Here is a 22192-nt window from a genome sequence, read left to right as displayed (position 1 = left end):
TGATGAAGAGACTGACGGTTGCGCCGCGCCCGGACTGGAAGCAGAAGATCGAGGAACAGGGCCTGGTGTTTTCCACCACCACCATGCCCGACGGCCGGAAGGTCGAGTACTGGAACGAGTCCGCGTACTACGAATTCACCATGGACGAGGTGGAAACGCTCGAAAAGACCGCCGAGGACATGCACCTCATGTGCCTGGAGGCGGCGAAGTTCCTGGCCACGGGGGCGATGGGCGGGATCGGCATCGGCCGGCAGGCCCTGGAACTGGCGGCGGAATCGCTGCAGGCCGGGGACATGGATATCTATGGCCGCTTCGACTTCATCTACGACGGCGCCGGCGGGCCTGCCAAGATGCTCGAATACAACGCCGACACCCCTACCGGGCTGATCGAGGCGTCGGTGGCCCAATGGTTCTGGCTGCAGGACGTGTTCCCGGAGAAGGACCAGTGGAACGGCATCCATGAGGCCCTGATCCGGCAGTGGAAGAAACTGCAGTACCGCACCGGCATGAGCACCTTGCATGTGGCCCATTCGGAAGCCGAGGAGTCCGGCGAGGACTGGATGACGGCTGCCTACATGCGGGACGTGGCCAGCCAGGGCGGCTGGACCACCATCGGCATCAACATGTCGGACATCGGCTGGGATCCGAACCTGAGTCGCTTCGTGGACCTGGACAACTTCATGATCAGCACCATGTTCAAGCTGTACCCGTGGGAACTGATGATGAAGGAGCCCTTCGGCCACCGTCTGCTGCAGCGTGCCCACAACCCGCGCTGGGTGGAGCCGGCGTGGAAGATGCTGCTCTCCAACAAGGCGCTGCTCGCGGCCCTGTGGCTACTGTATCCGGGCCATCCGAATCTCCTGCCGGCCTACCTCAACGATCCCGGACCGCTCAAGGAATGGGTGGCGAAACCCCTGCACGGGCGCGAAGGAGACAACATCCGGATCCACGCCCCCGGCGTCGAAATCACCCAGCCGGGCGGGTACGGCCGCGAAGGCTGGTGCTTCCAGCAGTACCAGCAGCTGCCGGACTTCGACGGCAACCACCCTGTTCTCGGCCTGTGGGTGGTGGACGGGGAATCGGTGGGCTGCGGCATCCGCGAATCGGACGGACCCGTCACCGACTACTTCTGCCGCTTCGTGCCCAACACCATCGACGCGCCGGCGCCGACCATCGCGTCCGCCACCTCAGCCAACGGAGCCGCCCTGTGAGCATGGAAACCTCGACGTCGTCCGGCCAGCCGCAGCCCGGCGGCCCGGTCCCCGGCAAGGGACTGCGTTCCGGGATCCTGGACCTCGGCGACTCGGTGATGCTGGGCCTGGCCTCGACGGCTCCGGTCTACTCGCTCGCGGCAACGCTGGGGCTGATCGTCGCCGTCAACGGTGACTACACTCCCCTGATCCTGGTGCTTGGCTTCATCCCGGTCCTGTTCATCGCCTACGCCTTCCGCGAGCTCAACAGCGCCATGCCGGACTGCGGCACCACCTTCGTGTGGGCCCGGACGACCTTCGGCCCGTGGGCCGGCTGGCTGGGCGGCTGGGGCGTGGCCCTGGCGGGCACGGTGGTCCTGGCGAACCTTGCCCAGGTGGCCGGGCAATACCTGTGGCTCCTGGTGGGCGACGGATCACTGGCCGGTAACACGTGGCTGGTGACCGGCACCGGTGTGGCATTCATAGCGCTGATGACCTTCGTGAACCACCGCGGCATCCGCCTGGGTGAACACGTCCAGCGCACCCTGACCTACGTGCAGTACATCTCGCTGGGCATGTTCGCCCTTGCGCTCATGATCGGCATCGCCAACGGCGGGGCACGCAACGCCACCCCCTTCACCCTCGAATGGTTCAATCCCGCGGGCGCCTTCTCTGACCCTGGCGCTGTGGTGCACGGCGTGCTGCTGGCCCTCTTCATCTACTGGGGCTGGGACACCTGCCTGGCGCTGAACGAGGAGACCGAGAACCCCGCGAAGACCCCCGGCCGGGGAGCGGTGATTTCGGCCTTCGTCCTGGTGGCCATCTACGTTTCGGTGGCCCTGCTGGTGATGATGTACGCAGGCTCCGGCGCCGAAGGGATAGGCCTCGGCAACAGCGCGAACGAATCCGACGTGTTCCTGGCCATGAAGGACGTGGTGCTGGGGCCGTGGGGCTGGCTGATCGTCGTCGCGGTCCTGGCCTCGGTGCTGTCCTCCACCCAGACCACCATCCTGCCCACGGCACGCGGCACGCTCTCCATGGGCGTCCACGGCGCCCTGCCGCCGCGCTTCGGGAAGGTCCACCCGCGCTACCAGACCCCGGGCTTCTCCACCCAGCTCATGGGCACGGCCGCAGCCGTGTACTACATCGCCATGACCTTCCTCAGCGAAAACCTGCTGGCCGATTCAATCAGTTCGATCAGCCTGTTCATCGCCTTCTACTACGCCCTCAGCGGCTTCGCCTGCGTATGGTACTTCCGCGGCACCATGCGCGATTCCGCCCGCAACCTGTGGTTCCGCGGGATCCTGCCGCTGCTGGGCGCCGTGATGCTGGGCGCGGCGTTCTTCGTCTCCGCCGTGCAGATGTGGGACCCGGAGTACGGAGACACCCGGATCCTCGGGGTGGGCGGCGCCTTCGTCAGCGGCGTGGTGCTGCTGCTCCTGGGCGTGGTGCTCGCCGCCGTGTGCCGCTTCGCACCGTCCACCAAGGCCTACTTCAAGGCCAAGGACCGCTAAGGCCTTGCTGCCGGCTGCTCTTCCGGAGCAGCCGGCAGCATCACCAAATCCAGGTAGGCCTTGAGGCTGGCGGCCACATCCACCATGTCCGGGGCATAGAGCCGCTGCAGCTGCATGCCGTCCCACAGTCCCACCAGGGAAGCCGCGGCCTGCTCCGGGTCCACGCCCGGGCGCAGCCGTCCCTGCTCCGCGAGCGATTGGAACTCCGCGGTGTACTCCTCACGCAGATCCTCGAAGCGTTTGCTGAAGTAGTCGCGTCCGGGGTGGCCGTCCGTGGTGGATTCCCCGCTGAGGACGGCGTAAAGCTGGGTGAGGCCGGCGATGTCCACGTTCACGCGGGCCTGTTCGAGAACGACCTCCGGGAACGTCCCATGCCGGGGTTGCCGGGCAATGCCGATCCTGTCGCGCTGCTCCAGGACGGCCAGCAGGAGTTCACTTTTCCGTTTGAAATGGTGCAGCAGGCTGGTCTGGCTCATCCCTACTTCATCGGCCACGTCCTGGAGGCTGCCCGCGTGGTATCCGCGGGCGCCGAACACCTTCACCGCAGCGTCGATGATCCGGCCCCGGGTTTCCGCGGTTTTGGCGTAAGGGCCTCGTTTCCCCGTCCGGGGGGATTGCTGTGGGCTCATGTCTGGGAGCTTAGTGCGGTGCCCTGCATTTTTCCCTGTCAGGACGACCCGGGTTCCGGCTGGCCGCCTGCCCCGCTAGTCGTCCAAGAGGGCGCTGAGCCTGTCCCATTCCCCGCGGGACAGGGCGAGGATGGATCCATGGCTGGCACCGGCCGGCAGCTTGGCGGAGACAGGTGCCCACTCCCCCGCTGCCAGGGAATCGCTGACAAACACCGTATACCTGCGCAGGCCGAACTCATCGATGAAGAGGAACCACTGCTGCCCTCCCCGGACCACGATCGGGCCCTCCCCGTGCGCGAGGTGGTTTCTGCCCAGACCTTTGGCCACCATGTCGTACCGGGTGCTGTCCAGTACCTCGGAACGTTCAACCGTAATGTGCCGGGCGTCCGGGGAGGAGGAATCCGCGGACAGCTCATCCTTGCTGAACCGGTAAAAATATCCGTCGGCGTACACCACCGTGCAGTCAATGACCGACCATCCTTTGTCCACCCAGACCTGCGGGGCGCTGAAGGTGGTGAAGTCCGCCGTTTTGGCACAGAACATCCGATGGTAGCTGTTGGGTGCTTCGCCCCCGCCGGGCGCCTGGAGCGTTGAGGCCCAATACACAAGGTATGTGCCGGTGGCTGGATCGAAGGTTGCTTCCGGTGCCCAAGCGTTGCCGGCGTCCGGCGGAGCAATCCCGACCAGCCGGGGTTCGGACCAGCTGAGGAGGTCCTGGCTCTTCCAGACAACGATCGAGCGGCTGCCGGCACGGATGGAATCCGCCCACGCGGTCCGCGGATCCCGGCCTGCGATGCGCAGGTCGGTGGCGAGCAGGTAATACTTGGCCTGTTCTCCGGGCAGCCCGGCCGCCCGGAGCAGGAAGGGATCCCGCACGCCCTTTTCCCCGACGTTCGAGCGGAGGACGGGACGACCCGAGTTCAGGATGTCCCACTCAAGGGGATCGGCGCCCGCGCTCCGGGCGAAGCGGACTTGTTCTCCGTCGTCGTCATCTGCTGAGGTGAAGTAGGCAAAGACGTACCCGGCAATGTCTTCCTTCACCCTTTGACACTTCCGCTGACGAGCCCGCTGACGATCTGCCGCTGCATAAGGATGAAGAAAACCACCATGGGCAGCAGGACAACAACCGTGAGCGTCATGAAGGAGGGCCAGTCCGTGGTGAATTGGCCGACCGCCGCATAGATCTCCACGACCAGGGTCCGCTTCTCCTCTGAACTGATGAAGACGTTGGGCGTAATGAAGTCGTTCCACACCCACATGGTCTGGAAGACGCCCACCGTGACCAGGATCGGCCGGATCAGCGGCAGGACGATGGTCCAGTAAATCCGGAACGGACCGGCGCCGTCGATGCGGGCGGCCTCCATGACTTCCCCGGGAATGGTCCGCATGTATCCCAGGATCAGGTAGTAACAGAAGATCGACCCGGCCCCGTAAAGCAGCACAAGGCCGTTGAGGGAATCCACGAGCTCCAGGCCGACGAACATCCTGTACAGGGGAATGAGCGTTGCCTGGCCCGGGATGACGAACGCCGCCACGAGCACGCCTCCGATGACGGTGAAGATCCTGCTCCGGCCAGTGATCCTTCCGAAGGCCGCCAGGGAACCAATGGCCAGCATCAGGAAAATGGCGGCAAGGGTGACATAGACGGTGTTCATGAGGCTTTGCAGTATGCCGGCACCTTCGAATACCTTCGCGTAGTTGTCGAATGTCCAGCTCGACGGCAGGGCGAGCGGGCTGGTGGCCGTTTCTTCCTGGGTCTTGAAGGTGTTCACCACGATGTAGTAAAACGGCACCGCCCAGAGCCCGGCCAAGGGAATCATGAGGGCGGATATCAAGAGGCTGCGGGTCTTGGTCATGAGAATTTCCTCTGCAAAGCGTTGGAGATCACCAGCTGGCCAAGGACGACGAGGCCTACGACGATCAGGAACAGGACGGCCAGAGCGGAGGCAGCACCAACCCGTGATTGCGCGATTCCATCTTCGATGAGGGACTGCGTAAGGGTCCTGGTGGAGAAGCCGGGGCCGCCCTTGGTGAGCGTGAAGGGCAGGTCATAGACCTTCAGCCCGTTGGTCATCAGGAGCAGTTGGCTGACGGCCATGGCTGGAACCAGTTGGGGCAAGGTGATGAACCGGAAGGTCTGCCAGCCGCTGGCACCGTCGATCTTGGCCACCTCGTAGTAATCCGCCGGGATCGACTGAAGGTACGCCAGGTAGAGCACGGCGTGCCAGCCGGTGAGTGCCCAGATGGTGACAGCCACGGTGGAGAGCTGCGCGAGCGTACTCTCGGCAAGCCAGGGAACCGGGCCGAGCCCGATGAGGGAATGGATGACCGAGTTCAGCACGCCGGATCCGAGCGGGTTGAGGACGAATCCCCATACCAGGCCGAGTACCGCAACGCTGGGAACCGCCGGGAAGAAGAAGGCCGAGCGGACAAAGTTGCGCCCGATGAATTTACGGTTCAGCGCAAGCGCCAGTGGGATCGCCGCCGCTGTCACCAGCACGGTGGTGGATACCGCGTAGAACACCGTATAGCCGAGCGCCGAGAGCATTGAGGGTTCGTTGAAGAGCTGGACGTAGTTAGCCAGTCCCACGAATTCCGGATTGCTCTCATACCCGTTGAAGTCGGTAAAGCTGAAGTAGAGCGACTGGCCCATCGGAATGACAAAGAGGACCAGGAACACGGCCACGATCGGGACCATGAAGAGCACAGAGGAGAACGACCCTGAGCGGAGCCGGCCGCCGGTCGGCCGCCCCGCGGCGTCCGGCTGGGCGGACTGAACCGAGGGTGATGTTGAAATTGCCACGGATTTACCTTTCGAGCGTCCCCGCAGCCCGGCGGCCGTCCGTCTGGATTGGACCGCCGGGCCAAGGGGAGGGGCCTACTTGCCCCGGAGGGAATTCAGCTTCTCGTCGAGGGCCGTGGCCACCTTCTCGGGTGTGCTCTGGCCTTGAATGAGTTGCTGGAGGAGGGAGACTGCCTCGGTGTTGATCGCGGCGGAATTCGTGGGCCAGGCCACCTGGGGAAGGTAGAACCGTCCTTCGCGTACTGCCGGGACCATGGTGGACAGCGCCGCGTCGAGCTGCGGTGTGTAATCCTTCGTGGTGGTGATGGCCGCGGTCTGCTTCTGGTAGAGCTGGACGGCCGTCCGGCTCTGGAGGAACTCGACCAGCTTGTTGGCCGCTGCTTCGTGTTTTGTCTTGGCGTTCACGGCATAGCCCGGCGCCACCGCGCCGGCCCAATAGGTGCCGGAGGATCCGGGGACCGGCATGAAGGCCAGTTTCAGGCCCGGAGCGGATTTTTGGATGCTGCCCAGGGCCCAGGACCCCGTGCTAATCATTGCCACGGATCCCTTTGCGAACTCGGCGTTGATCTGGTCACCACTCAGCCCTGCCGCCGAGGGAGACACGAGGCCTTCCGTGAACAGCCTGGACCATTCCTGCAACGGCTGGGTCCAAGTGTCCTTGAAGGAGGACTTTCCTGCCCAGATCCGGGCGTCCATGTCACCGCCGAGGGACTGGTTCTGGAGACCTACAAGCGCGGCCAGGCTCGGTGGAATTTCGTCGCCACGCTCGTAGAACGGAGTGATTCCCGCGTCCTTGAGTTTCCGGCAGAGAGTCAGGAAACCATCCCAGGTTACGGGCGGAGTGGTGAAGCCGACCTTGGCCAGCAGCTCTTTGTTGTAGAGGATCCCGCCTCCCCAGGAGGCCGTGGCCGCACCGAAGACCTTTCCGTCCTTGGTGTAGGCGGCTTGCGCGGATTCGGCGATGTTGCCGATCCACGGCTGGCCGCTCAGGTCCTTGGCCAGGCCGGTCTCCATGATTTCGGCCTTGTTTTCCGCGGTAATGATGAACACATCCGCGGCCGTGCCGCTGTTCAGCCTGGTCTGCAGGGTGGAAATGTATCCCTGCACCGGGGTCCCGTAGGAGACCTGGAGTTTGATGTCCGGGTGCTGCTTCCGGAACTCGTCCAGGACCGGCTTCATGGTTGCCTCGTTGTCCCAGGAGTAGAAACTGACGGTGTCCTGGCTGCCGGAATTACCGGAGCCGCCGCACCCCGTGAGGGCGACGGCGGCAGTCAGGACGGCCGCGACGGCCGCTACGCCTAGCGGCTTCCTGCTGCGCCGCAGGATTTTGGATCGCTGGAGCATGGTCTTTCCTTTTCTTGATGGTTGGAGGTGGATGTGCGTTGGAGACTGCAGGTCGTTTTGGACGGATCCCGGTAGGAGGGCCGCACCTTCTCGAGCCGCCCGTCCGCGGTGTGGACCAAAGGGTCGATCGCCAGCTCCCGGCGGTAACCGGTCCCGTCCGGGATGGCGAAGCGGTGGTAGGAAATGAGCCAGTCGTCAGTGTCCGGGATCCTGACGATGGAGTGGTGCCCGGTAGCGTAGATGCCGCGTCCGGGGGCTTTTTCCAGGAGCAGCCCCTGGTCGGTCCACGGCCCCAGGGGACTCGTGGCAGTGGCGTAGCGGACGCGGTAGTTTTCATCCCGGGTGTCGTTCTCGGACCAGGAAAGGTAGTAGACGTCGCCACGGCGGTGGACGTTGGGGGCCTCGCAGAATGCCGTGGGGACCCATGACGTCACGGCCAAGGGATCGAAGGAGACCATGTCGTCATTCAGCCGCACGACATGGGCGACCCCGTTGCCCCAGTAGAGGTAGGCGGTGCCGTCGTCGTCGACGAAAACATTCGGATCGATGGCCCGGCCCGGATAGGCGCCCTCGGCAACCAGGGGCTTCCCCAGATCCTGAAACGGCCCCGTGGGCGTGGGCGCCACGGCAACGCCGATGTTCTCCCTCTCGGCTGTGAAGTAGAAGTAGTACTGCCCGTCCCGTTCGGCCACGGCGGGTGCCCAAGCGTACTCCCGCGCCCACGTGGTCTGGACCGGCAGAGAGAAGACCACCCCGTGGTCGGTCCACTCGACGAGGTCCGAGGACGAGAAGCTGCGGAAGGATGTCGCACGCCATCCGTCGCTGCCGTCCGTCGTCGGGTAGAGGTAGAACTTTCCGTCAAATACGGTCAGGTGGGGATCGGCATAGTAGCCGGCGATCGGGGCTGGAACCGGGAGTCCGCCCGGTTCAAGGTCAATGTGGGTCAAAACCTGCTCCTTATTAAAGGTGGATCGATACAAATTCACGTAGGCTGATGGTTGGCACGGACAAACAGGAGGAAGAGGGCTATGGCAACCATCCAGGATGTGGCCAAGGCTGCGGGGGTATCTCCCATGACCGTCTCGAACGTCATCAACGACCACCCGCATGTGCGCGCGAGCACCCGCGCCAAGGTGGTCGAGGCCATGGAGATGCTCGACTACCGGATCAACGTCGCCGCACGAAATCTCCGCGCGGGGCGGACATTCACCATCGGACTGGCCGTTGCGGAGGTCGACCGGCACTACTGGGGCCAGTTCGCCGCGCGGGTCATTGACGAAGCAGCAACGCACAACCTCCGCGTGCTCATCGAGCAGACGGGACGCAGCCGGGAGAGTGAAATCGACGCCCTCTCCCTCTCCCGCAACAGGATGTACGACGGCCTCCTGCTTGGCACCGTCGGACTTGGAGCACGCGATGCCGAAAAGCTTCGGGTCGACTACCCCGTGGTCATTCTGGGCGAGCGCATCTTTTCGGGTCCCGTGGACCACGTGGCCATGCCCAACATCGAGGGGGCGCGCGCAGCGACCGCGCACTTGCTCAGCCGCGGATGCCGGCGGATTGCCGCCGTCATGGGTGCCGCAAGCGGCGAGCCCGACGTGTCCTCCCTCCGATACCTCGGTTACCAGGAAGCGCTCCAGGCCGCCGACCTGGAGGCTGACCCACTGTTGCGGATCGCCATTGACTACCTCACCCTCCAGGGTGGATACGAGGCAGTGAGGCGCCTGATCGCCTCCGGCAGGCAATTCGATGGCCTGTTCTGCGTGACGGACACCGTGGCCCTCGGAGCCCTGCGGGCCCTCCATGAGGCCGGCATCCGCGTTCCCGCGGAGGTGAAAGTCATTGGATTCGACAACCTGGTTGAAGGGAACTTCAGCACCCCCAGCCTTTCGACTGTCGACCCGGACAACGCTGAGATGGCCCGGGTGGCCGTCAACATGCTGGTCAAGCGGATAGCAGACCCGAGCAACAAGAACCCCATTGAATACGTGAGTTCCTTCCGCGTCGTCGACCGCGAGTCCACGGCAGCCGGCTGAGAACGGCACCGGTGGGGCCGGCCGCCGGACTTTTTCCGCAGCTTGCTGCATTGCAAACCTCCACGCTGGTGATTTTTATCGATAAATTGTATCGATAAAAAGATGATCGCCATGCCCGCCGTCCTTGTCAAGGGACCAGGCTCCTTCGCGGGCGGGTGGCCGTCGCTTGAATTAAAACAGAGTAACTACTCGAATTTTATGCTAGCCTGCCTGCATCAAGCGGCCGGCGCTTCGTCCGCCGCACACAGGCAGAGATAGGTCCCGGAAAAATGTCCCCGTCCGCATACAGCGCTGAAGCCTCCTACATCACCAGCCGCGAGCCCGGCTCCGGCCAGCGGATTCCAGCCCGGTCACGGGTGGACAGCAACGCCCCGGAACTGTCCCTCAACGGTTCCTGGCGCTTCCGGCTCCTGCCCGGCGCACCCGGGACGCCCGGCGGACGTGGCGTGCTGCCCACCGGAGAAGCGCCCGAAGACATGGCGGAGCCGGGCTACGACGACGGCTCCTGGGACGCGATCCCCGTCCCGGCCCACTGGGTTCTGGAAGGCGATGGCCGCTACGGCAAGCCCATCTACACGAACGTGCGGTACCCCTTCCCCAACGATGCCCCCTACGTCCCGGACGACAACCCCACCGGCGACTACCGGCGGAGCTTCGAGGTTCCGGAGTCCTGGTCCACCGCAGAACGGACCGTCCTGCGCTTCGACGGCGTGGAGTCCCGCTACAAAGTGTGGGTCAACGGGATCCTGATCGGCGTGGGCAGCGGCAGCCGCCTGGCCCAGGAGTTCGACGTCAGCAACGCTGTCCAGCCGGGACGCAACGTCATCGCCGTGCGCGTGCACCAATGGTCTGCGGCCAGCTATCTGGAGGACCAGGACCAGTGGTGGCTTCCCGGCATCTTCCGCGATGTCACCCTGCTGGCCCGGCCGGCAGGCGGGCTCGACGACGTCTGGCTGAGGACTGCTTTCAGCGGCGGTTCGGGTACCATCGACCCCGAAATCACCGCGGACAGCGCCGCCTATCCGGTACGGCTGTCCGTCCCGGAACTGGGGGTCGACGTCGTCTGGGCCTCCGCGGCGGACGTCGCCCCTGTGGCACTGGACGCCGTCGAGCCGTGGACCGCCGAGAGCCCCCGCCTCTACAACGCAACGGTATCCAGCACCGGCGAGGCTGTCTCGCTGCGGCTGGGCTTCCGCACCGTGGAGATCAAGGGCGACCGCTTCCTGGTGAACGGCCGGCGCGTGGTGTTCCACGGCATGAACCGGCACGAAACCCACCCGGACCGCGGCCGCGTCTTCGACGAGGAGTCTGCCCGCGCGGACCTGGCGATGATGAAGCAGTTCAACGTCAACGCGATCCGCACCAGCCATTATCCGCCGCACCCCAGGCTCCTGGACCTGGCCGATGAGCTGGGCTTCTGGGTGATCCTGGAATGCGACTTGGAAACCCACGGTTTCGTCGCGCAGGACTGGGTGGGTAATCCGAGCGATGATCCGGCCTGGCGGGACGCCTACCTGAACCGCATGGAACGCACCATCGAGCGGGACAAGAACCACCCGTCCATCGTCATGTGGTCCCTCGGCAACGAATCGGGCACCGGGGCCAACCTGGCCGCGATGGCTGCGTGGGCCCACGCCCGGGACAGCGGCCGCCCCGTGCATTACGAGGGCGATTACACCGGCGCCTACACGGACGTCTATTCGCGGATGTATTCGCCGGTGCCGGAAACGGATTCGATCGGCCGCGACGACACAACCTCGCTGCTGCTGGGCTGTTCAGCGGCAGAATCCGCGCGCCAGCGCAGCAAGCCCTTCATCCTCTGTGAGTATGTGCACGCCATGGGCAACGGACCGGGCGCGATCGACCAGTACGAGGACCTCGTGGACCGCTACCCCCGGCTGCACGGCGGCTTCGTCTGGGAGTGGCGCGACCACGGCATCCGCACCCGCACGGCAGACGGCACGGAGTTCTTCGCCTACGGCGGCGACTTCGGCGAGGTGGTCCATGACGGCAACTTCGTGATGGACGGCATGGTGCTCTCCGACTCGACGCCCAGCCCCGGCCTGTTCGAATACAAGCAGGTGGTGGCGCCGATCCGGCTTGGGTTCAGCGTTCCCGACGACGGCGGACAACCGGTCCTGACGGTCGCCAACCGGCGGCACTCGGCGGACGCGTCCGACCTCGTACTCCGCTGGCGTGTGGAGGCGGATGGGGTGCCGCTTGACTCGGGCGAGCTGGACGCCGTCGGAAGTTCCGGCGCACCGCTGGCCGCGGGCGAATCTGCAGTTCTGCAGCTGCCGCCTTTCGCAGGTGCCGGCGCCGGCGAGCTCTGGCTCACCGTGGAAACCGCCCTACGCAAGGACACGGCGTGGGCGGAGGCGGGACATGTGCTTTCCGCGGCACAGTTGGACCTTTCCGCGCAGGCTGCGCCGGTCCGTGCGCCGCGTCCGCCCGCCTCCGTTTCCGGCGATGCTTCGGGAGCCGAGGTCCCGGTGACCCTCGGACCGGCAGGCTTCGACGGCGGCCGGCTGGTGTCCTTAGGCGGCCTGCCCGTGGCGGGCCCCCGCCTGGAACTGTGGCGCGCCCCCACCGACAATGACCGCGGCGCCCTCCATGGCAGCTACGACCTCGGGGATCCCTTGCTGGACAACGGCAATGGCGTGCCCGCTCCCCCGCTCGCGGAGCTCTGGAGGTCTGCCGGGCTGGACCGTTTGACGGCGCGGGTGGAGGAGCTCGCTTCTACTGACGACAGCGTGCGCGTGCGGACCCGCTACGCCGCTGCGGACCGCGCCGAGTCAGTGACAGTGGAGGAGACCTGGCAGGTAGACGACTCCGAGCTCTGGCTCCGCTTGGACATCACCCCGAGCGCGGGCTGGGACATGGTGTGGCCGCGGATCGGGGTCCGTGTCGACCTGCCCGCGTCTGTGGACGGGGCGTCCTGGTTCGGGACCGGCCCGCGCGAATCCTACCCAGACAGCATGCACGCCGCGCTTGTGGGCCGGTACTCAGCCGGGATCGACGAACTCACGGTGCCCTACGCGAAGTCGCAGGAGAGCGGCCACCGCAGCGGCCTGCGCTCCCTCGAGCTCAGCACCGCAGGCAAGCCATGGCTGCGGATCGATGCGCTGCCTGATCCCGCGGGCCGCCGTCCGGGTTTCACCCTGTCCCGGCACACGGCACAGGAGATCGGCGCCGCAGCCCATCCGCACGAACTGCCGGATAGCCGGAACAGTTACCTGTACCTCGACGCCGCGCAGCATGGCCTGGGCTCGCGGGCCTGCGGACCGGACGTCTGGCCGAAGTACGCCCTCCGCCCGGTGGCGCGCACGCTGGTCCTGCGGATCGCGGAAGCAGGCTGACGCAACGACGCCGGCAGGTGGCTCAGGCGGCGACCGGCACGGCTTCCTTGTGTGCGGCGTCCTTGCGGATCGTGGCGCTGATGACGGCGGCCACCGTGCACATGGCGGCGGCGCCGATCCAAGCGTAGGTGTAGTGCCCGGTGGCGTCACGGACGAAGCCGGCCAGCACAGCGGCGGCGGCCGCGCCCAGTTGGTGGGCGGCGAACACCCAGCCGAACACCACGGAGCCGTCCGCGCCGAACACCCGGCGGCAGATCGCGGCCGTGGGCGGCACCGTGGCCACCCAGTCCAGGCCGTAGACCACCACGAACACGATCATGCTCGGTTCCACCGAGGAGCCCAGCAGCAGCGGCAGCACCAGCAGCCCGATCCCGCGGAACTGGTAGTACACGGCCAGGAGGACCTTCGGGTTGAAGCGATCGGTCAGCCAGCCCGAGGCGATGGTGCCCACGATGTCGAAGATCCCGACGACGGCCAGCAGGCCGGCCGCCGTCGTCTCCGGCATGCCGTGGTCGTGGGCCGAGGGGATGAAGTGTGTGCCGATCAGGCCGTTCGTCGTCGCCCCGCAGATTGCGAAGCCTGCGGCCAGGCCCCAGAAGGTGCGCACCTTGCTGGCCCGTTTCAGGACCTGCAGCGCACGGACGGCGGCGTTCGGGGAATCGCCGGCCGCCGCCGTCGTCACCGGTTCGGCCGCGTCGGCTTCCTCCGCGCCATAGGGGCGGGCGCCGACGTCGGCAGGAGAGTTCCGCAACCAGCGCAGCACCAGCGGCACGACGGCGAGCGCGCCGGCCGCGATCAGCAGCGAGGCCCCGCGCCAGCCCGGGTTCTGGGCCAGTGCCGCGATGAACGGCAGGAACACCAGCTGCCCGGCGGCGCTGCCCGCGGTCAGGATGCCGATCACCAGGCCGCGGCGCTTGGCGAACCAGGTGTTGGCGATGGTCGCGGCGAAGACGAGGGCCATGGATCCGGTGCCAAGCCCGATCAGCAGCCCCCAGGTGAGCAGGATCTGCCAGGACTGGTTCACGAATCCCGTCAGCGCCGAACCGAGCCCGATCAGGCACAGGGCAATCGAGGTCACGGCACGGATGCCGAAGCGTTCCATGAGGGCGGCGGCGAAGGGCGCGGTGAGCCCGAACAGCACCAGGTTGAGGCTGACGGCCAGGGACAGGACGGTAGTGGACCAGCCGAACTCGGTCTGCAGCGGCACCATGAGCACACCCGGTGCGGCCCGGAAGCCTGCGGCACCCACCAAGGCCAGGAACGCGACGGCGGCCACGAACCACGCAGGGTGCAGGCGGCGGCGCCGGGGATTGCGGCTGAGGACCTTGGTGGCGTCGGGAGCGGTCATGCGGAGATCTCCGTTTCGGGGAGCGCGGTTTCGTGGAGCGCGGTTTCTGCGGGGGCTGCTGGGGTTGCTGTAACGGGGGCGACGGCGAGTGGCAGCGGATGGTCGCTTCGTTTGAGGCTGTGCCAACTGGTGTTGGCGGCAGTCAGGGCCGCGCCGCAATGGCTGCAGGTGTCGGCCGAGGACGTCGGCTGTCCGCAGCCGGTGTGGATGACCCGCATGTGGGAGACCTCATCGGGCGCATCCAGGTGCTTCTCGGCCCAGATGATGATGGCGTTGAGCACGGGCAGCGAATCCTCGCCCTTGGGCGTGAGTACATACTCCTGCCGCGTGCGGGTTCCGTCCTGGTAAGGGCGCTGTGCCAGCAGTCCGGCCTCCACCAGCCAGCCGAGGCGCTTGCTGAGGACGGTGTCCGCGCACCCGAGCCGCTGTTTCATGGCATCGAAACGGCCGTTGCCGAAGAAAACCTCCCGCAGCACCAGGCTCCCCCACGGATCGCCCAGCACATCCAGGCCGCGGGCAAGGCTGCACGTGCGCGCTGACCAGTCGGAACGAAGAGGCATGGCTCGATCGTAGTTGGCTTTCTTCAAGAAAGCCAGAAGCCGGATCCGCCACGCGCGACCCCCAAGTGTCCGCACGGTGTCCGATCGATGTGCGCGAAATACACCGATAGTTCACCCCGCGTGTCTACCGTGGTGTGGCCAGACCTTCTCCACGAAAGGCAATCCCGACTATGTCAACGCATGATCCCGAGATGATGAAACGTTCAACCTCAGAAGCGGACGCTACGGCTTCCGCCGCCAAAGGCTTCTCCCGCCGTGGTTTCCTCGGCGCCACGGCAGCAGCGACAGCGCTTGCTGCCGCCGGCTCCCTGCTGCCGCCCTCAGTGCAGGCCGCCATGGCCAAGCCGGTGCCGCCGGGAAACCTGCAGTCCATCAAGCACGTCATCATCCTCATGCAGGAAAACCGTTCCTTCGACCACTACTTCGGCGCCCTGCGCGGCGTCCGCGGCTACGGCGACAAGTCCATCACCCGCCTGCCCAACGGCAAGTCGATGTTCGAACAGCCCCGCGCCACCGGCGAGACAGTGCTGCCGTTCTCACTCCGCAAAGCAGCTGAACTTGCCGGCCGTCCGGATTCGGACATCCAGTACCTGGGCGCCCTGGACCACTCTTTCGCCGGCACCACCAAGGCCTGGAACAACGGCTGGTGCGACCAGTGGATCCCCGCCAAGAGCGCTTCCACCATGACGTTCTACGAGCGCACGGACATCCCGCTGCAGTACGAACTCGCGGACACCTTCACCATCTGCGACGCCTACCACTGCTCCGTCAACGGCTCCACGAACCCCAACCGCAACTACTTGTGGAGCGGGACCACGGGCACTGAGCCCGGGTCCGCGCAGCGCGCCGTCACCAACGCGGCCTACAGCTACGATCACGCGGGGTACAACTGGACCACCTACCCCGAACGGCTGGAACAGGCCGGCGTGTCCTGGCAGATCTACCAGGACTGGGACAACTTCACCGACAACGCCGTCGAGTACTTCCACACCTTCAAGGACATCGGCCACAAGATGCTGGCCGCCGTTGACGGGAACCTGCGCACCACGGAGGAGTTCTACGACTCGCTCCACGGCAAGGCCCCGGCGGAACAGGAGCGGCTCCTCGCCCAGCTTGAGGCCGGCCGCGATCTGCTCACGGACGCCGAAAAGCTCCTCTTCGACAAGGCCATGCGCCGTGGCCGTCCGGACACCCTCCTGACGCGGCTCGCCGCGGACATCGACCGCGGCACCCTGCCGAAGGTCAGCTGGCTGGTCCCCTCCGCCGCCGACTCTGAGCATCCCAGTTCCTCCACCCCGCTGGGCAGCGCCAACTTCGTCTACCGGCTCCTGGACATTGTGGCCAGCAACCAGGAAACCTGGGACAGCACCGCGATCTTCCTCAACTTCGACGAGAACGACGGCTACTTCGACCACGTGCCGCCGCCCGTGCAGCCCCGCCCGGCCACCGGCGAATCCACCGACTGGACCACCGCCCGCCCCATCGGACTCGGCCCGCGCGTGCCGATGACCATCGTCTCGCCGTGGACGATCGGCGGTTTCGTCAGCTCCGAAGTCTTCGACCACACCTCGGTGCTCCGCTTCCTGGAGGCCTGGACCGGGGTACAGGAACCGAACATCTCCGCCTGGCGCCGCGAAGTCTGCGGCGACCTCACCGGCGTCTTCAACTTCGCCACCGCGGGAACCCCGCCGGTGCTCGAGCACCCGGCCCCGGTGCCGGCGAAGATCAGCCGCTGGCGCCCGGTCCCGCCGGCCGTGCAGGTGGCCCCGATCCAGGAAGACGGCACCCGCCCGGCCCGTCCCCTGCCGTACCGCCCGGCGGCCTCTGCCGCGGTGACGGCCGACGGCGTCGCCCTCTCCCTGCGCAACGGCGGCACCCGCTCAGCGCACTTCGCCGTGTACGGCTACGCGGGCGAGCTCGCCGAACCGCGCCACGTGGACGTCAAGGCGAGCGAGTCCGTGAAGCTCCCGGCCCCGTCGGGCAGCTTCGACCTGATCGTCACCGGACCCAACCGCTACCAGTACGAACTGAAAGGTTCGACGGCGGGCGCAGCGGCCGGCGTCGACGTTTCCGTCACGGGACGCACCGGGGACTCGCTGCACCTGGAGCTGCGCAACACCGGCTCCGCGGCGGTGACCCTGCAGCTGGTGTCGCTGCAGTACAAGGAACTCGGCACCACGCTGAAGCTCCAGGCCGGCGCCACCAAGACCCTGGGCTGGGAAAGCCTGCAGGGCTGGTACGACATCGAAGCCACGGTGATCGAGGACGCGTCCTTCCGCCGCCGGCTCACCGGCTGCGAGGAAAACGGCAAGCCCGGCATTTCCGGCTAGGCCTTCCTGACCCTTTTTGAAAAAGGAACGGCCGCGACACTCCGTCATTCACGGTGTGTCGCGGCCGTTCCGCGTCTCAAAGAAGGTCAGGAAGGGCGGGCCGCTCCCGGGCCTAGTCTCCGATCGCGGCGAACGCCTGTTCGAGGTCCGCGATCAGGTCCTCCACGTCCTCGATGCCGCAGGACAGGCGCAGCAGGTTGACCGGCACGGCCAGCTCGGTGCCCTTCACGGAGGCGTGGGTCATCTCGGAGGGGTAGTTCATCAGGGACTCGATGCCGCCCAGGGACTCGGCGAGGGTGAACACGCGCGTGGCCTCGGCCACCTTGCGGGCCGCGGCCTCGCCGCCCTTGAACTGCACCGAGACCATGCCGCCGAACTTCTTCATCTGCTTCTTGGCGAGCTCGTGGCCGGGGTGGTCCGGCAGGCCCGGGTACAGCACAGCCTCCACCTCGGGGCGCTGCAGCAGCCATTCGGCCACGGCCTGGGCGTTCTCGCTGTGCCGGTCCATGCGCACGCCGAGGGTCTTCAGGCCGCGGGTGGTCAGGAAGGCGTCCATCGGGCCGGAGACCGCGCCGACGGCAAACTGGACGAAGCCGATCTTCTCCGCCAGTTCCGCGTCGTTGACGACGACGGCGCCGCCCACCACGTCGGAGTGCCCGCCGATGTACTTCGTGGTGGAGTGGACCACGACGTCGGCACCCAGGGCGAGCGGGTTCTGCAGGTACGGGGACGCGAAGGTGTTGTCGACCACCAGGAGGGCTCCGGCGTCGTGCGCGATGGCGGCGAGCGCCGCGATATCGGTGATCCGCATCATCGGGTTGGACGGGGTCTCCACCCACACGATCCGGGTCTGGTTCGCCGCCACGGCTTCACGCACACGGTCGAGGTCGGACATGTCCACCGGGGTGTTGCCGATGCCCCATTCGCCCAGCACGCGGTTGATGAGCCGGTAGCTTCCGCCGTAGGCGTCGTTGCCCAGCACGATGTGGTCCCCGGGCCGGGCAACGGCGCGGATGAGGGAGTCCTCGGCGGCCAGGCCGGAGCCGAAACTGAAGGCGTGGCTGCCGCCTTCGAGCGCAGCCAACTGTTCTTGCAGGGCGTCGCGGGTGGGGTTGCCGCCGCGGCCGTACTCGTAGCCGTCGCGCAGCCCGCCGATGCCGTCCTGGGCGTAAGTGGAGCTGAAGTGCAGCGGCGGCACCACGGCGCCGGTGCGGGGCTCGAAGTCCTGGCCGGCGTGGACGGCGCGGGTGTTGAAACCTGCTTCATGGGCAGACATGGGTACTCCTCCTGGTCGGGGAAAACTGCGGGGAAATCAGTGGCTCAGGTACGCGAGCAGGTCGTGGCGGGTGAGGATGCCGATCGGTGCTCCAACGAACGTCACCATCACGGTGTCGACGTCGGAGAGCAGCTCGCGCGCGGCGGAGATGGTCTCCAGCGAGCCGATCACCGGCAGCCGCTCCCCCATGTGCTCGGAGATCTTGTCCGTGAGCTTCGCTTCGCCGCGGAACAGCTTGGAGGTCAGGGACCGTTCGTCCACGGCGCCCAGCACCTCGCCCATCACCACGGGCGGTTCCTGCGAAAGCACCGGGATGTGGGAGACGCCGAACTCGTTCATGATGTTGATGACGTCCCGCACGGACTCGTTGGGGTGGATGTGGACCAGGTCCGGCAGTTCGCCCGTCTTGGACTTGAGGACCTCTCCAACCGAGGCTTCTTCGCCGCCGGAGAGGAAGCCGTAGGAGCGCATCCACTGGTCATTGAAGATCTTGGCCAGGTAGCCGCGGCCGGAGTCCGGCAGGATCACGACGACGACGGCGTCCTCCGGAAGGTCTTTTGCCACCTTGAGCGCGGCTACTACAGCCATGCCCGAGGAGCCGCCGACCAGCAGGCCCTCTTCTCGGGCCAGGCGGCGGGTCATGGCGAAGGAATCGCCGTCGCTGACCGCGATGACGGCGTCCGGGACAGTCTTGTCGTAGTTGTCCGGCCACATGTCTTCGCCGACTCCCTCGACGAAGTACGGCCGGCCGGTTCCGCCCGAGTACACCGAGCCTTCGGGGTCCGCGCCGATCACCTTGACCCGGCCGCCGTCGGACTCCGGACGGTCCGCCGAGATCTCCTTGAGGAAGCGTCCGGTGCCGGTGATGGTCCCGCCGGTGCCGGCGCCGATCACCACGTGGGTGACCAAGCCGTCCGTGTCGCGCCAGATTTCCGGGCCGGTGGATTCATAGTGGCTGCCCGGCGCGGCGGGGTTGGAGAACTGGTCCGGCTTGAAGGCGCCGGGGATCTCGGTGACCAGCCGGTCCGAAACGCCGTAGTAGCTTTGCGGGCTGTCAGGGGCCACGGAGGTGGGAGTCACCACCACTTCGGCGCCGTAGGCCTGCAGCACGGCGCGCTTGTCCTCGCCTACCTTGTCCGGGACCACGAAGATGCACTTGTAGCCCTTCTGCTGCGCCACCAGCGCCAGGCCGACTCCGGTGTTGCCGGAGGTGGGCTCCACGATGGTGCCGCCGGGCTTGAGTTTGCCGGAGCGCTCGGCTTCCTCGATCATCTTCACCGCGATGCGGTCCTTGATGGACCCGCCGGGGTTGATGTACTCGAGCTTCACCAGGACGGTGGCCTTGATGCCGTCGGTGACGTGGTTGAGCTTGATGAGCGGCGTATTGCCTATGAGGTCCAGAACGGACTCGGCGTACTTCATGGGTACAAAGTTACCGCTTCGGCAAGGAAGCCCGGGCGTGGACCTGCCCGGGCGTCCTTGGGGCTGATTGCAGGGGCGTCACTTCCCGGCGGATTCGTCCGTCTGCCAGAGGCCGAGGACGTTCCCTTCGGTGTCCTTGAAGTAGGCGTACCAGCCCATTCCGGGAACGGCGTCCTTGCCCTTGTGGACCGAACCGCCTACGGACTCGATCTGCGCCAGCGCTGCGTCGATGTCCTCGACGTCCACGGTGAGGACGGGCGTCTGCAAATCCGCCGAGCGCGTGAACAGGGCCCCGTTGATGGCGCCCGGTGACGTGGGCATTCCGGTCTGTTCATCAGAGGGAGTGGTGAGGGCGATGGTGTAATCCATCTGCGGCATGGGGGTGAGCGTCCAGCCGAACGCCCCTTGGTAGAAGTTGTTGGCCCGCTCGGAGTCTTCGGCGGGAATTTCGAAATGTACTACTCCACCCATTGCGTTCTCCTGGATTCGTTCTGGGATTGGCGCGGTTCCCACGCCACAAGCGCGAGTCTAGCCGCGGCCGTCGTGCCCGGTAAGGGGCGGCGGAAACATACCGTCGGCACCCCGTGGGACGATGGATCCATGACGATAGCCAGCGCCCCTGCCGCCGCCGCGGCCGCGGCGGACGCCTCTGTGCGCTGGCACCCGGGCGGCCCGTTCAGCCTCCTGCAGAGCCTGGGAATCCTCATGCGCGGCAACGGCGATCCGTCCTTCGCCAACCGCCCGGACGGGCTCTGGATGGCGTTCACGACGCCGGACGGCCCCGCTACCCTGCGGCTCACCGCCGTCTCCGGTCCGGACGGTTTTGTGGATGCCCAGGCCTGGGGTCCGGGCGCGGAATCCGCGATCGCCGGGGTGCCGCGGCTGCTGGGCCGGGACGACGACTGGTCCGGCTTCGACGATCCCGACTTCCAGGCCGGGCTCCCCCGCCTCGTGGTTGAAGCCCGACGCCGGAACCCCGGCCTGCGCCTGCCCTCCACCGGGCGGGTGGTCGACTCCCTCGTGCCCACCATCCTGGAACAGAAGGTCACCACCATCGAGGCCCGCCGCGGCTACCGCTACCTGATGTACCGCTACGGAAGCCCGGCTCCGGACGCCGGCCGCCACACGCCGTCGGACCTTCTTGTCGCCCCCACCGCGGCACAGTGGCTGGGCATCCCGTCCTGGGAGTGGCACAAGGCGGGCGTCGGGCCGCAGCGTTCAGCCACGGTGATGCGGGCACTTCGCTCGGCCGCAGGGCTGGAACGCCTGGCCGCTTTGGATGCGGCCGAGGCCGGGGCGAAGCTGCAGACCATCCCGGGCATCGGCATCTGGACCGCGGCGGAAGTCCTGCAGCGCACCCACGGCTGCCCGGACTCGATCGCGGTGGGCGACTACCACCTGGCGTCCTTTGTCGGCTACGCGCTCACCGGGAAGAAGACGGACGACGCCGGCATGCTCGCCCTGATGGAGCCATGGCGCGGGCACCGGCAAAGGGTGGTCCGGATGCTGGGGCTCAGCGGTTTCCGGAAGCCTGCATTCGGCCCGCGGATGACCATCCAGGACCACCGCGGGCACTGACCCGCCCTTGGCAACGCGGGATCACTTACGGCCCGGGCGCTGCCGCATGAAATCTTTCCGGAGACACACCGCGCTGCCGGTAAGGTGAAGGCCATGAGTGCACCCATTGACCTGCAGGCAACCTTCATCCCCAACGACGGCGAATTCTTCCGCGTGAAGCTCGCGCTGGACATCGCGATCGACGAGGTCGTCAACGAACCTGGCTGCATCCGCTACGAACTGACCGAAGCCACCGAGGAGAAGCTCGTCCTCACCGAACAGTGGGCGTCCGAGGAAGACCTGGACAAGCACTCGAAAGGCATCGCCGTGCAGGACCTCAACGAGTCCCTCAGCGCCCTGCTGGCCGAGCCGGCCAAAGTCGAGCGCCTCTAGTCGTTAACCAAGAATGGCCGCCCCCTGTGCAAGGGGGCGGCCATTGACGCTTAACTAGGAGTTTTCGGCGCGCATCTTCGCCACGTGTGCGTGGACCTCTTCCATGTCCAGGCCCTTGACGGCTTCGATGACCTGCTCCAGCTGCGGACCGTTCAGCGCGCCGGGCTGGGAGAACACCAGCACCTTTTCGCGGAAGGCCATGAGCGTGGGGATGGAGGAAATCCCCGCCTCGGCGGCAAGCTGCTGCTCGGCCTCGGTGTCCACCTTGGCGAAGAAAACATCCGGGTGCTTCTCCGAGGCGGCCTTGAACGTGGGCGCGAACTGGCGGCAAGGTCCGCACCATTCGGCCCAGAAATCGACCAGGACAATGTCGTTGCCCTCAATGGTTTCTGCGAACTGTTCACCGGTGATGTCAACTGTAGCCATGCTTC

The 22192-nt window shown here is 66.4% G+C and carries 19 protein-coding genes; 7 read left to right on the top strand and 12 right to left on the bottom strand.

The window, feature by feature from the left end:
• Positions 1 to 2: 2 nt before the first annotated feature.
• A complete protein-coding gene (locus tag ACNQPB_RS02510; protein ID WP_498749083.1) occupies positions 3 to 1211 on the top strand; it encodes a glutathionylspermidine synthase family protein in 1209 nt (402 codons plus the stop codon).
• Positions 1208 to 2704 (top strand): APC family permease, encoded by a 1497-nt coding sequence (locus ACNQPB_RS02505; RefSeq protein ID WP_498748824.1) that lies wholly within the window; start codon positions 1208 to 1210, stop codon positions 2702 to 2704. The genes ACNQPB_RS02510 and ACNQPB_RS02505 overlap by 4 nt, the downstream gene beginning before the upstream one ends.
• On the opposite strand, the gene ACNQPB_RS02500 is transcribed toward ACNQPB_RS02505, so the two are convergent.
• From ACNQPB_RS02500 to ACNQPB_RS02475, 6 genes are all read right to left on the bottom strand, one after another.
• Entirely contained in the window at positions 2701 to 3333 is a 633-nt protein-coding gene (locus ACNQPB_RS02500; RefSeq protein WP_498748822.1) for a TetR/AcrR family transcriptional regulator, read from the bottom strand. The two genes, ACNQPB_RS02505 and ACNQPB_RS02500, sit on opposite strands and share 4 nt — an antisense overlap.
• A 75-nt stretch (positions 3334 to 3408) precedes the next feature.
• Entirely contained in the window at positions 3409 to 4374 is a 966-nt protein-coding gene (locus ACNQPB_RS02495; protein WP_498748821.1) for a glycoside hydrolase family 43 protein, read from the bottom strand.
• The gene (locus ACNQPB_RS02490) at positions 4371 to 5189 is read right to left on the bottom strand and encodes a carbohydrate ABC transporter permease (protein WP_498748820.1); all 819 of its coding nucleotides are present in this window, start codon (positions 5187 to 5189) and stop codon (positions 4371 to 4373) included. Before ACNQPB_RS02490 ends, ACNQPB_RS02495 begins: the two co-directional genes overlap by 4 nt.
• Complete coding sequence (locus ACNQPB_RS02485) at positions 5186 to 6136, bottom strand: carbohydrate ABC transporter permease (RefSeq protein WP_498748818.1); 951 nt, start codon at positions 6134 to 6136, stop codon at positions 5186 to 5188. Before ACNQPB_RS02485 ends, ACNQPB_RS02490 begins: the two co-directional genes overlap by 4 nt.
• Positions 6137 to 6211: 75 nt before the next feature.
• Positions 6212 to 7480, bottom strand: coding sequence for an ABC transporter substrate-binding protein (locus tag ACNQPB_RS02480; protein ID WP_498748817.1), 1269 nt, complete (start codon positions 7478 to 7480; stop codon positions 6212 to 6214).
• Positions 7435 to 8427, bottom strand: coding sequence for a family 43 glycosylhydrolase (locus tag ACNQPB_RS02475; RefSeq protein WP_498748815.1), 993 nt, complete (start codon positions 8425 to 8427; stop codon positions 7435 to 7437). The genes ACNQPB_RS02480 and ACNQPB_RS02475 overlap by 46 nt, the downstream gene beginning before the upstream one ends.
• Positions 8428 to 8508: 81 nt before the next feature.
• On the opposite strand from ACNQPB_RS02475, the gene ACNQPB_RS02470 reads away from it, so the two are divergent.
• The gene (locus tag ACNQPB_RS02470) at positions 8509 to 9516 is read left to right on the top strand and encodes a LacI family DNA-binding transcriptional regulator (RefSeq protein WP_498748813.1); all 1008 of its coding nucleotides are present in this window, start codon (positions 8509 to 8511) and stop codon (positions 9514 to 9516) included.
• Between the two features lie 269 nt (positions 9517 to 9785).
• Entirely contained in the window at positions 9786 to 12875 is a 3090-nt protein-coding gene (locus tag ACNQPB_RS02465; protein ID WP_498748811.1) for a glycoside hydrolase family 2 TIM barrel-domain containing protein, read from the top strand.
• A 22-nt stretch (positions 12876 to 12897) separates the two neighbouring features.
• On the opposite strand, the gene ACNQPB_RS02460 is transcribed toward ACNQPB_RS02465, so the two are convergent.
• Together ACNQPB_RS02460 and ACNQPB_RS02455 are read right to left on the bottom strand one after the other, a co-directional pair.
• Positions 12898 to 14223 carry an MFS transporter gene (locus ACNQPB_RS02460; RefSeq protein WP_498748809.1) on the bottom strand — a complete coding sequence of 442 codons (1326 nt, stop codon included), beginning with the start codon at positions 14221 to 14223 and terminating at the stop codon, positions 12898 to 12900.
• Positions 14220 to 14783 (bottom strand): winged helix-turn-helix transcriptional regulator, encoded by a 564-nt coding sequence (locus tag ACNQPB_RS02455; protein WP_498748807.1) that lies wholly within the window; start codon positions 14781 to 14783, stop codon positions 14220 to 14222. The genes ACNQPB_RS02460 and ACNQPB_RS02455 overlap by 4 nt, the downstream gene beginning before the upstream one ends.
• A 191-nt stretch (positions 14784 to 14974) precedes the next feature.
• Between ACNQPB_RS02455 and ACNQPB_RS02450 the strand changes: the two genes are divergently transcribed.
• On the top strand, positions 14975 to 17113 hold the full coding sequence (locus ACNQPB_RS02450; RefSeq protein WP_498748805.1) for a phosphocholine-specific phospholipase C: 2139 nt from the start codon (positions 14975 to 14977) through the stop codon (positions 17111 to 17113).
• Positions 17114 to 17225: 112 nt separating this feature from the next.
• Here the strand turns inward: ACNQPB_RS02450 and ACNQPB_RS02445 are convergent, their stop codons facing one another.
• The 3 genes from ACNQPB_RS02445 to ACNQPB_RS02435 all read right to left on the bottom strand — a co-directional run bounded on the left by ACNQPB_RS02445 (position 17226) and on the right by ACNQPB_RS02435 (position 20282).
• On the bottom strand, positions 17226 to 18389 hold the full coding sequence (locus ACNQPB_RS02445; protein WP_498748803.1) for a cystathionine gamma-synthase: 1164 nt from the start codon (positions 18387 to 18389) through the stop codon (positions 17226 to 17228).
• Positions 18390 to 18425: 36 nt separating this feature from the next.
• Positions 18426 to 19811: a cystathionine beta-synthase gene (locus ACNQPB_RS02440; protein WP_498748801.1), complete on the bottom strand. Its 1386-nt coding sequence runs from the start codon at positions 19809 to 19811 to the stop codon at positions 18426 to 18428.
• Positions 19812 to 19889: 78 nt separating this feature from the next.
• Positions 19890 to 20282, bottom strand: a complete 393-nt coding sequence (locus ACNQPB_RS02435) for a VOC family protein (RefSeq protein ID WP_498748799.1) — start codon at positions 20280 to 20282, stop codon at positions 19890 to 19892.
• Between the two features lie 129 nt (positions 20283 to 20411).
• Between ACNQPB_RS02435 and ACNQPB_RS02430 the strand changes: the two genes are divergently transcribed.
• Positions 20412 to 21389, top strand: coding sequence for a DNA-3-methyladenine glycosylase family protein (locus ACNQPB_RS02430; RefSeq protein WP_498748797.1), 978 nt, complete (start codon positions 20412 to 20414; stop codon positions 21387 to 21389).
• Between the two features lie 93 nt (positions 21390 to 21482).
• The gene (locus ACNQPB_RS02425) at positions 21483 to 21761 is read left to right on the top strand and encodes a putative quinol monooxygenase (RefSeq protein ID WP_498748796.1); all 279 of its coding nucleotides are present in this window, start codon (positions 21483 to 21485) and stop codon (positions 21759 to 21761) included.
• 54 nt (positions 21762 to 21815) lie between these two features.
• Here the strand turns inward: ACNQPB_RS02425 and trxA are convergent, their stop codons facing one another.
• The gene (gene trxA / locus ACNQPB_RS02420) at positions 21816 to 22187 is read right to left on the bottom strand and encodes a thioredoxin (RefSeq protein ID WP_498748795.1); all 372 of its coding nucleotides are present in this window, start codon (positions 22185 to 22187) and stop codon (positions 21816 to 21818) included.
• Positions 22188 to 22192: the final 5 nt, after the last annotated feature.

Source organism: Curtobacterium sp. LFS079, assembly GCF_047977865.1.
Taxonomy (GTDB): domain Bacteria; phylum Actinomycetota; class Actinomycetes; order Actinomycetales; family Micrococcaceae; genus Arthrobacter.
Note: the sequence above shows the minus strand (reverse complement) of the source record. Positions and strands in the feature narration are given on the sequence as shown.

Bases quoted from the DNA above. Each gene is read 5' to 3' on its own strand.
- ACNQPB_RS02510 (WP_498749083.1), top strand. From the start codon at position 3: ATGAAGAGACTGACGGTTGCGCCGCGCCCGGACTGGAAGCAGAAGATC.
- ACNQPB_RS02500 (WP_498748822.1), bottom strand. From the start codon at position 3,333: ATGAGCCCACAGCAATCCCCCCGGACGGGGAAACGAGGCCCTTACGCC.
- ACNQPB_RS02490 (WP_498748820.1), bottom strand. From the start codon at position 5,189: ATGACCAAGACCCGCAGCCTCTTGATATCCGCCCTCATGATTCCCTTG.
- ACNQPB_RS02480 (WP_498748817.1), bottom strand. From the start codon at position 7,480: ATGCTCCAGCGATCCAAAATCCTGCGGCGCAGCAGGAAGCCGCTAGGC.
- ACNQPB_RS02470 (WP_498748813.1), top strand. From the start codon at position 8,509: ATGGCAACCATCCAGGATGTGGCCAAGGCTGCGGGGGTATCTCCCATG.
- ACNQPB_RS02465 (WP_498748811.1), top strand. From the start codon at position 9,786: ATGTCCCCGTCCGCATACAGCGCTGAAGCCTCCTACATCACCAGCCGC.
- ACNQPB_RS02460 (WP_498748809.1), bottom strand. From the start codon at position 14,223: ATGACCGCTCCCGACGCCACCAAGGTCCTCAGCCGCAATCCCCGGCGC.
- ACNQPB_RS02455 (WP_498748807.1), bottom strand. From the start codon at position 14,783: ATGCCTCTTCGTTCCGACTGGTCAGCGCGCACGTGCAGCCTTGCCCGC.
- ACNQPB_RS02450 (WP_498748805.1), top strand. From the start codon at position 14,975: ATGATGAAACGTTCAACCTCAGAAGCGGACGCTACGGCTTCCGCCGCC.
- ACNQPB_RS02445 (WP_498748803.1), bottom strand. From the start codon at position 18,389: ATGTCTGCCCATGAAGCAGGTTTCAACACCCGCGCCGTCCACGCCGGC.
- ACNQPB_RS02440 (WP_498748801.1), bottom strand. From the start codon at position 19,811: ATGAAGTACGCCGAGTCCGTTCTGGACCTCATAGGCAATACGCCGCTC.
- ACNQPB_RS02435 (WP_498748799.1), bottom strand. From the start codon at position 20,282: ATGGGTGGAGTAGTACATTTCGAAATTCCCGCCGAAGACTCCGAGCGG.
- ACNQPB_RS02430 (WP_498748797.1), top strand. From the start codon at position 20,412: ATGACGATAGCCAGCGCCCCTGCCGCCGCCGCGGCCGCGGCGGACGCC.
- ACNQPB_RS02425 (WP_498748796.1), top strand. From the start codon at position 21,483: ATGAGTGCACCCATTGACCTGCAGGCAACCTTCATCCCCAACGACGGC.
- trxA (WP_498748795.1), bottom strand. From the start codon at position 22,187: ATGGCTACAGTTGACATCACCGGTGAACAGTTCGCAGAAACCATTGAG.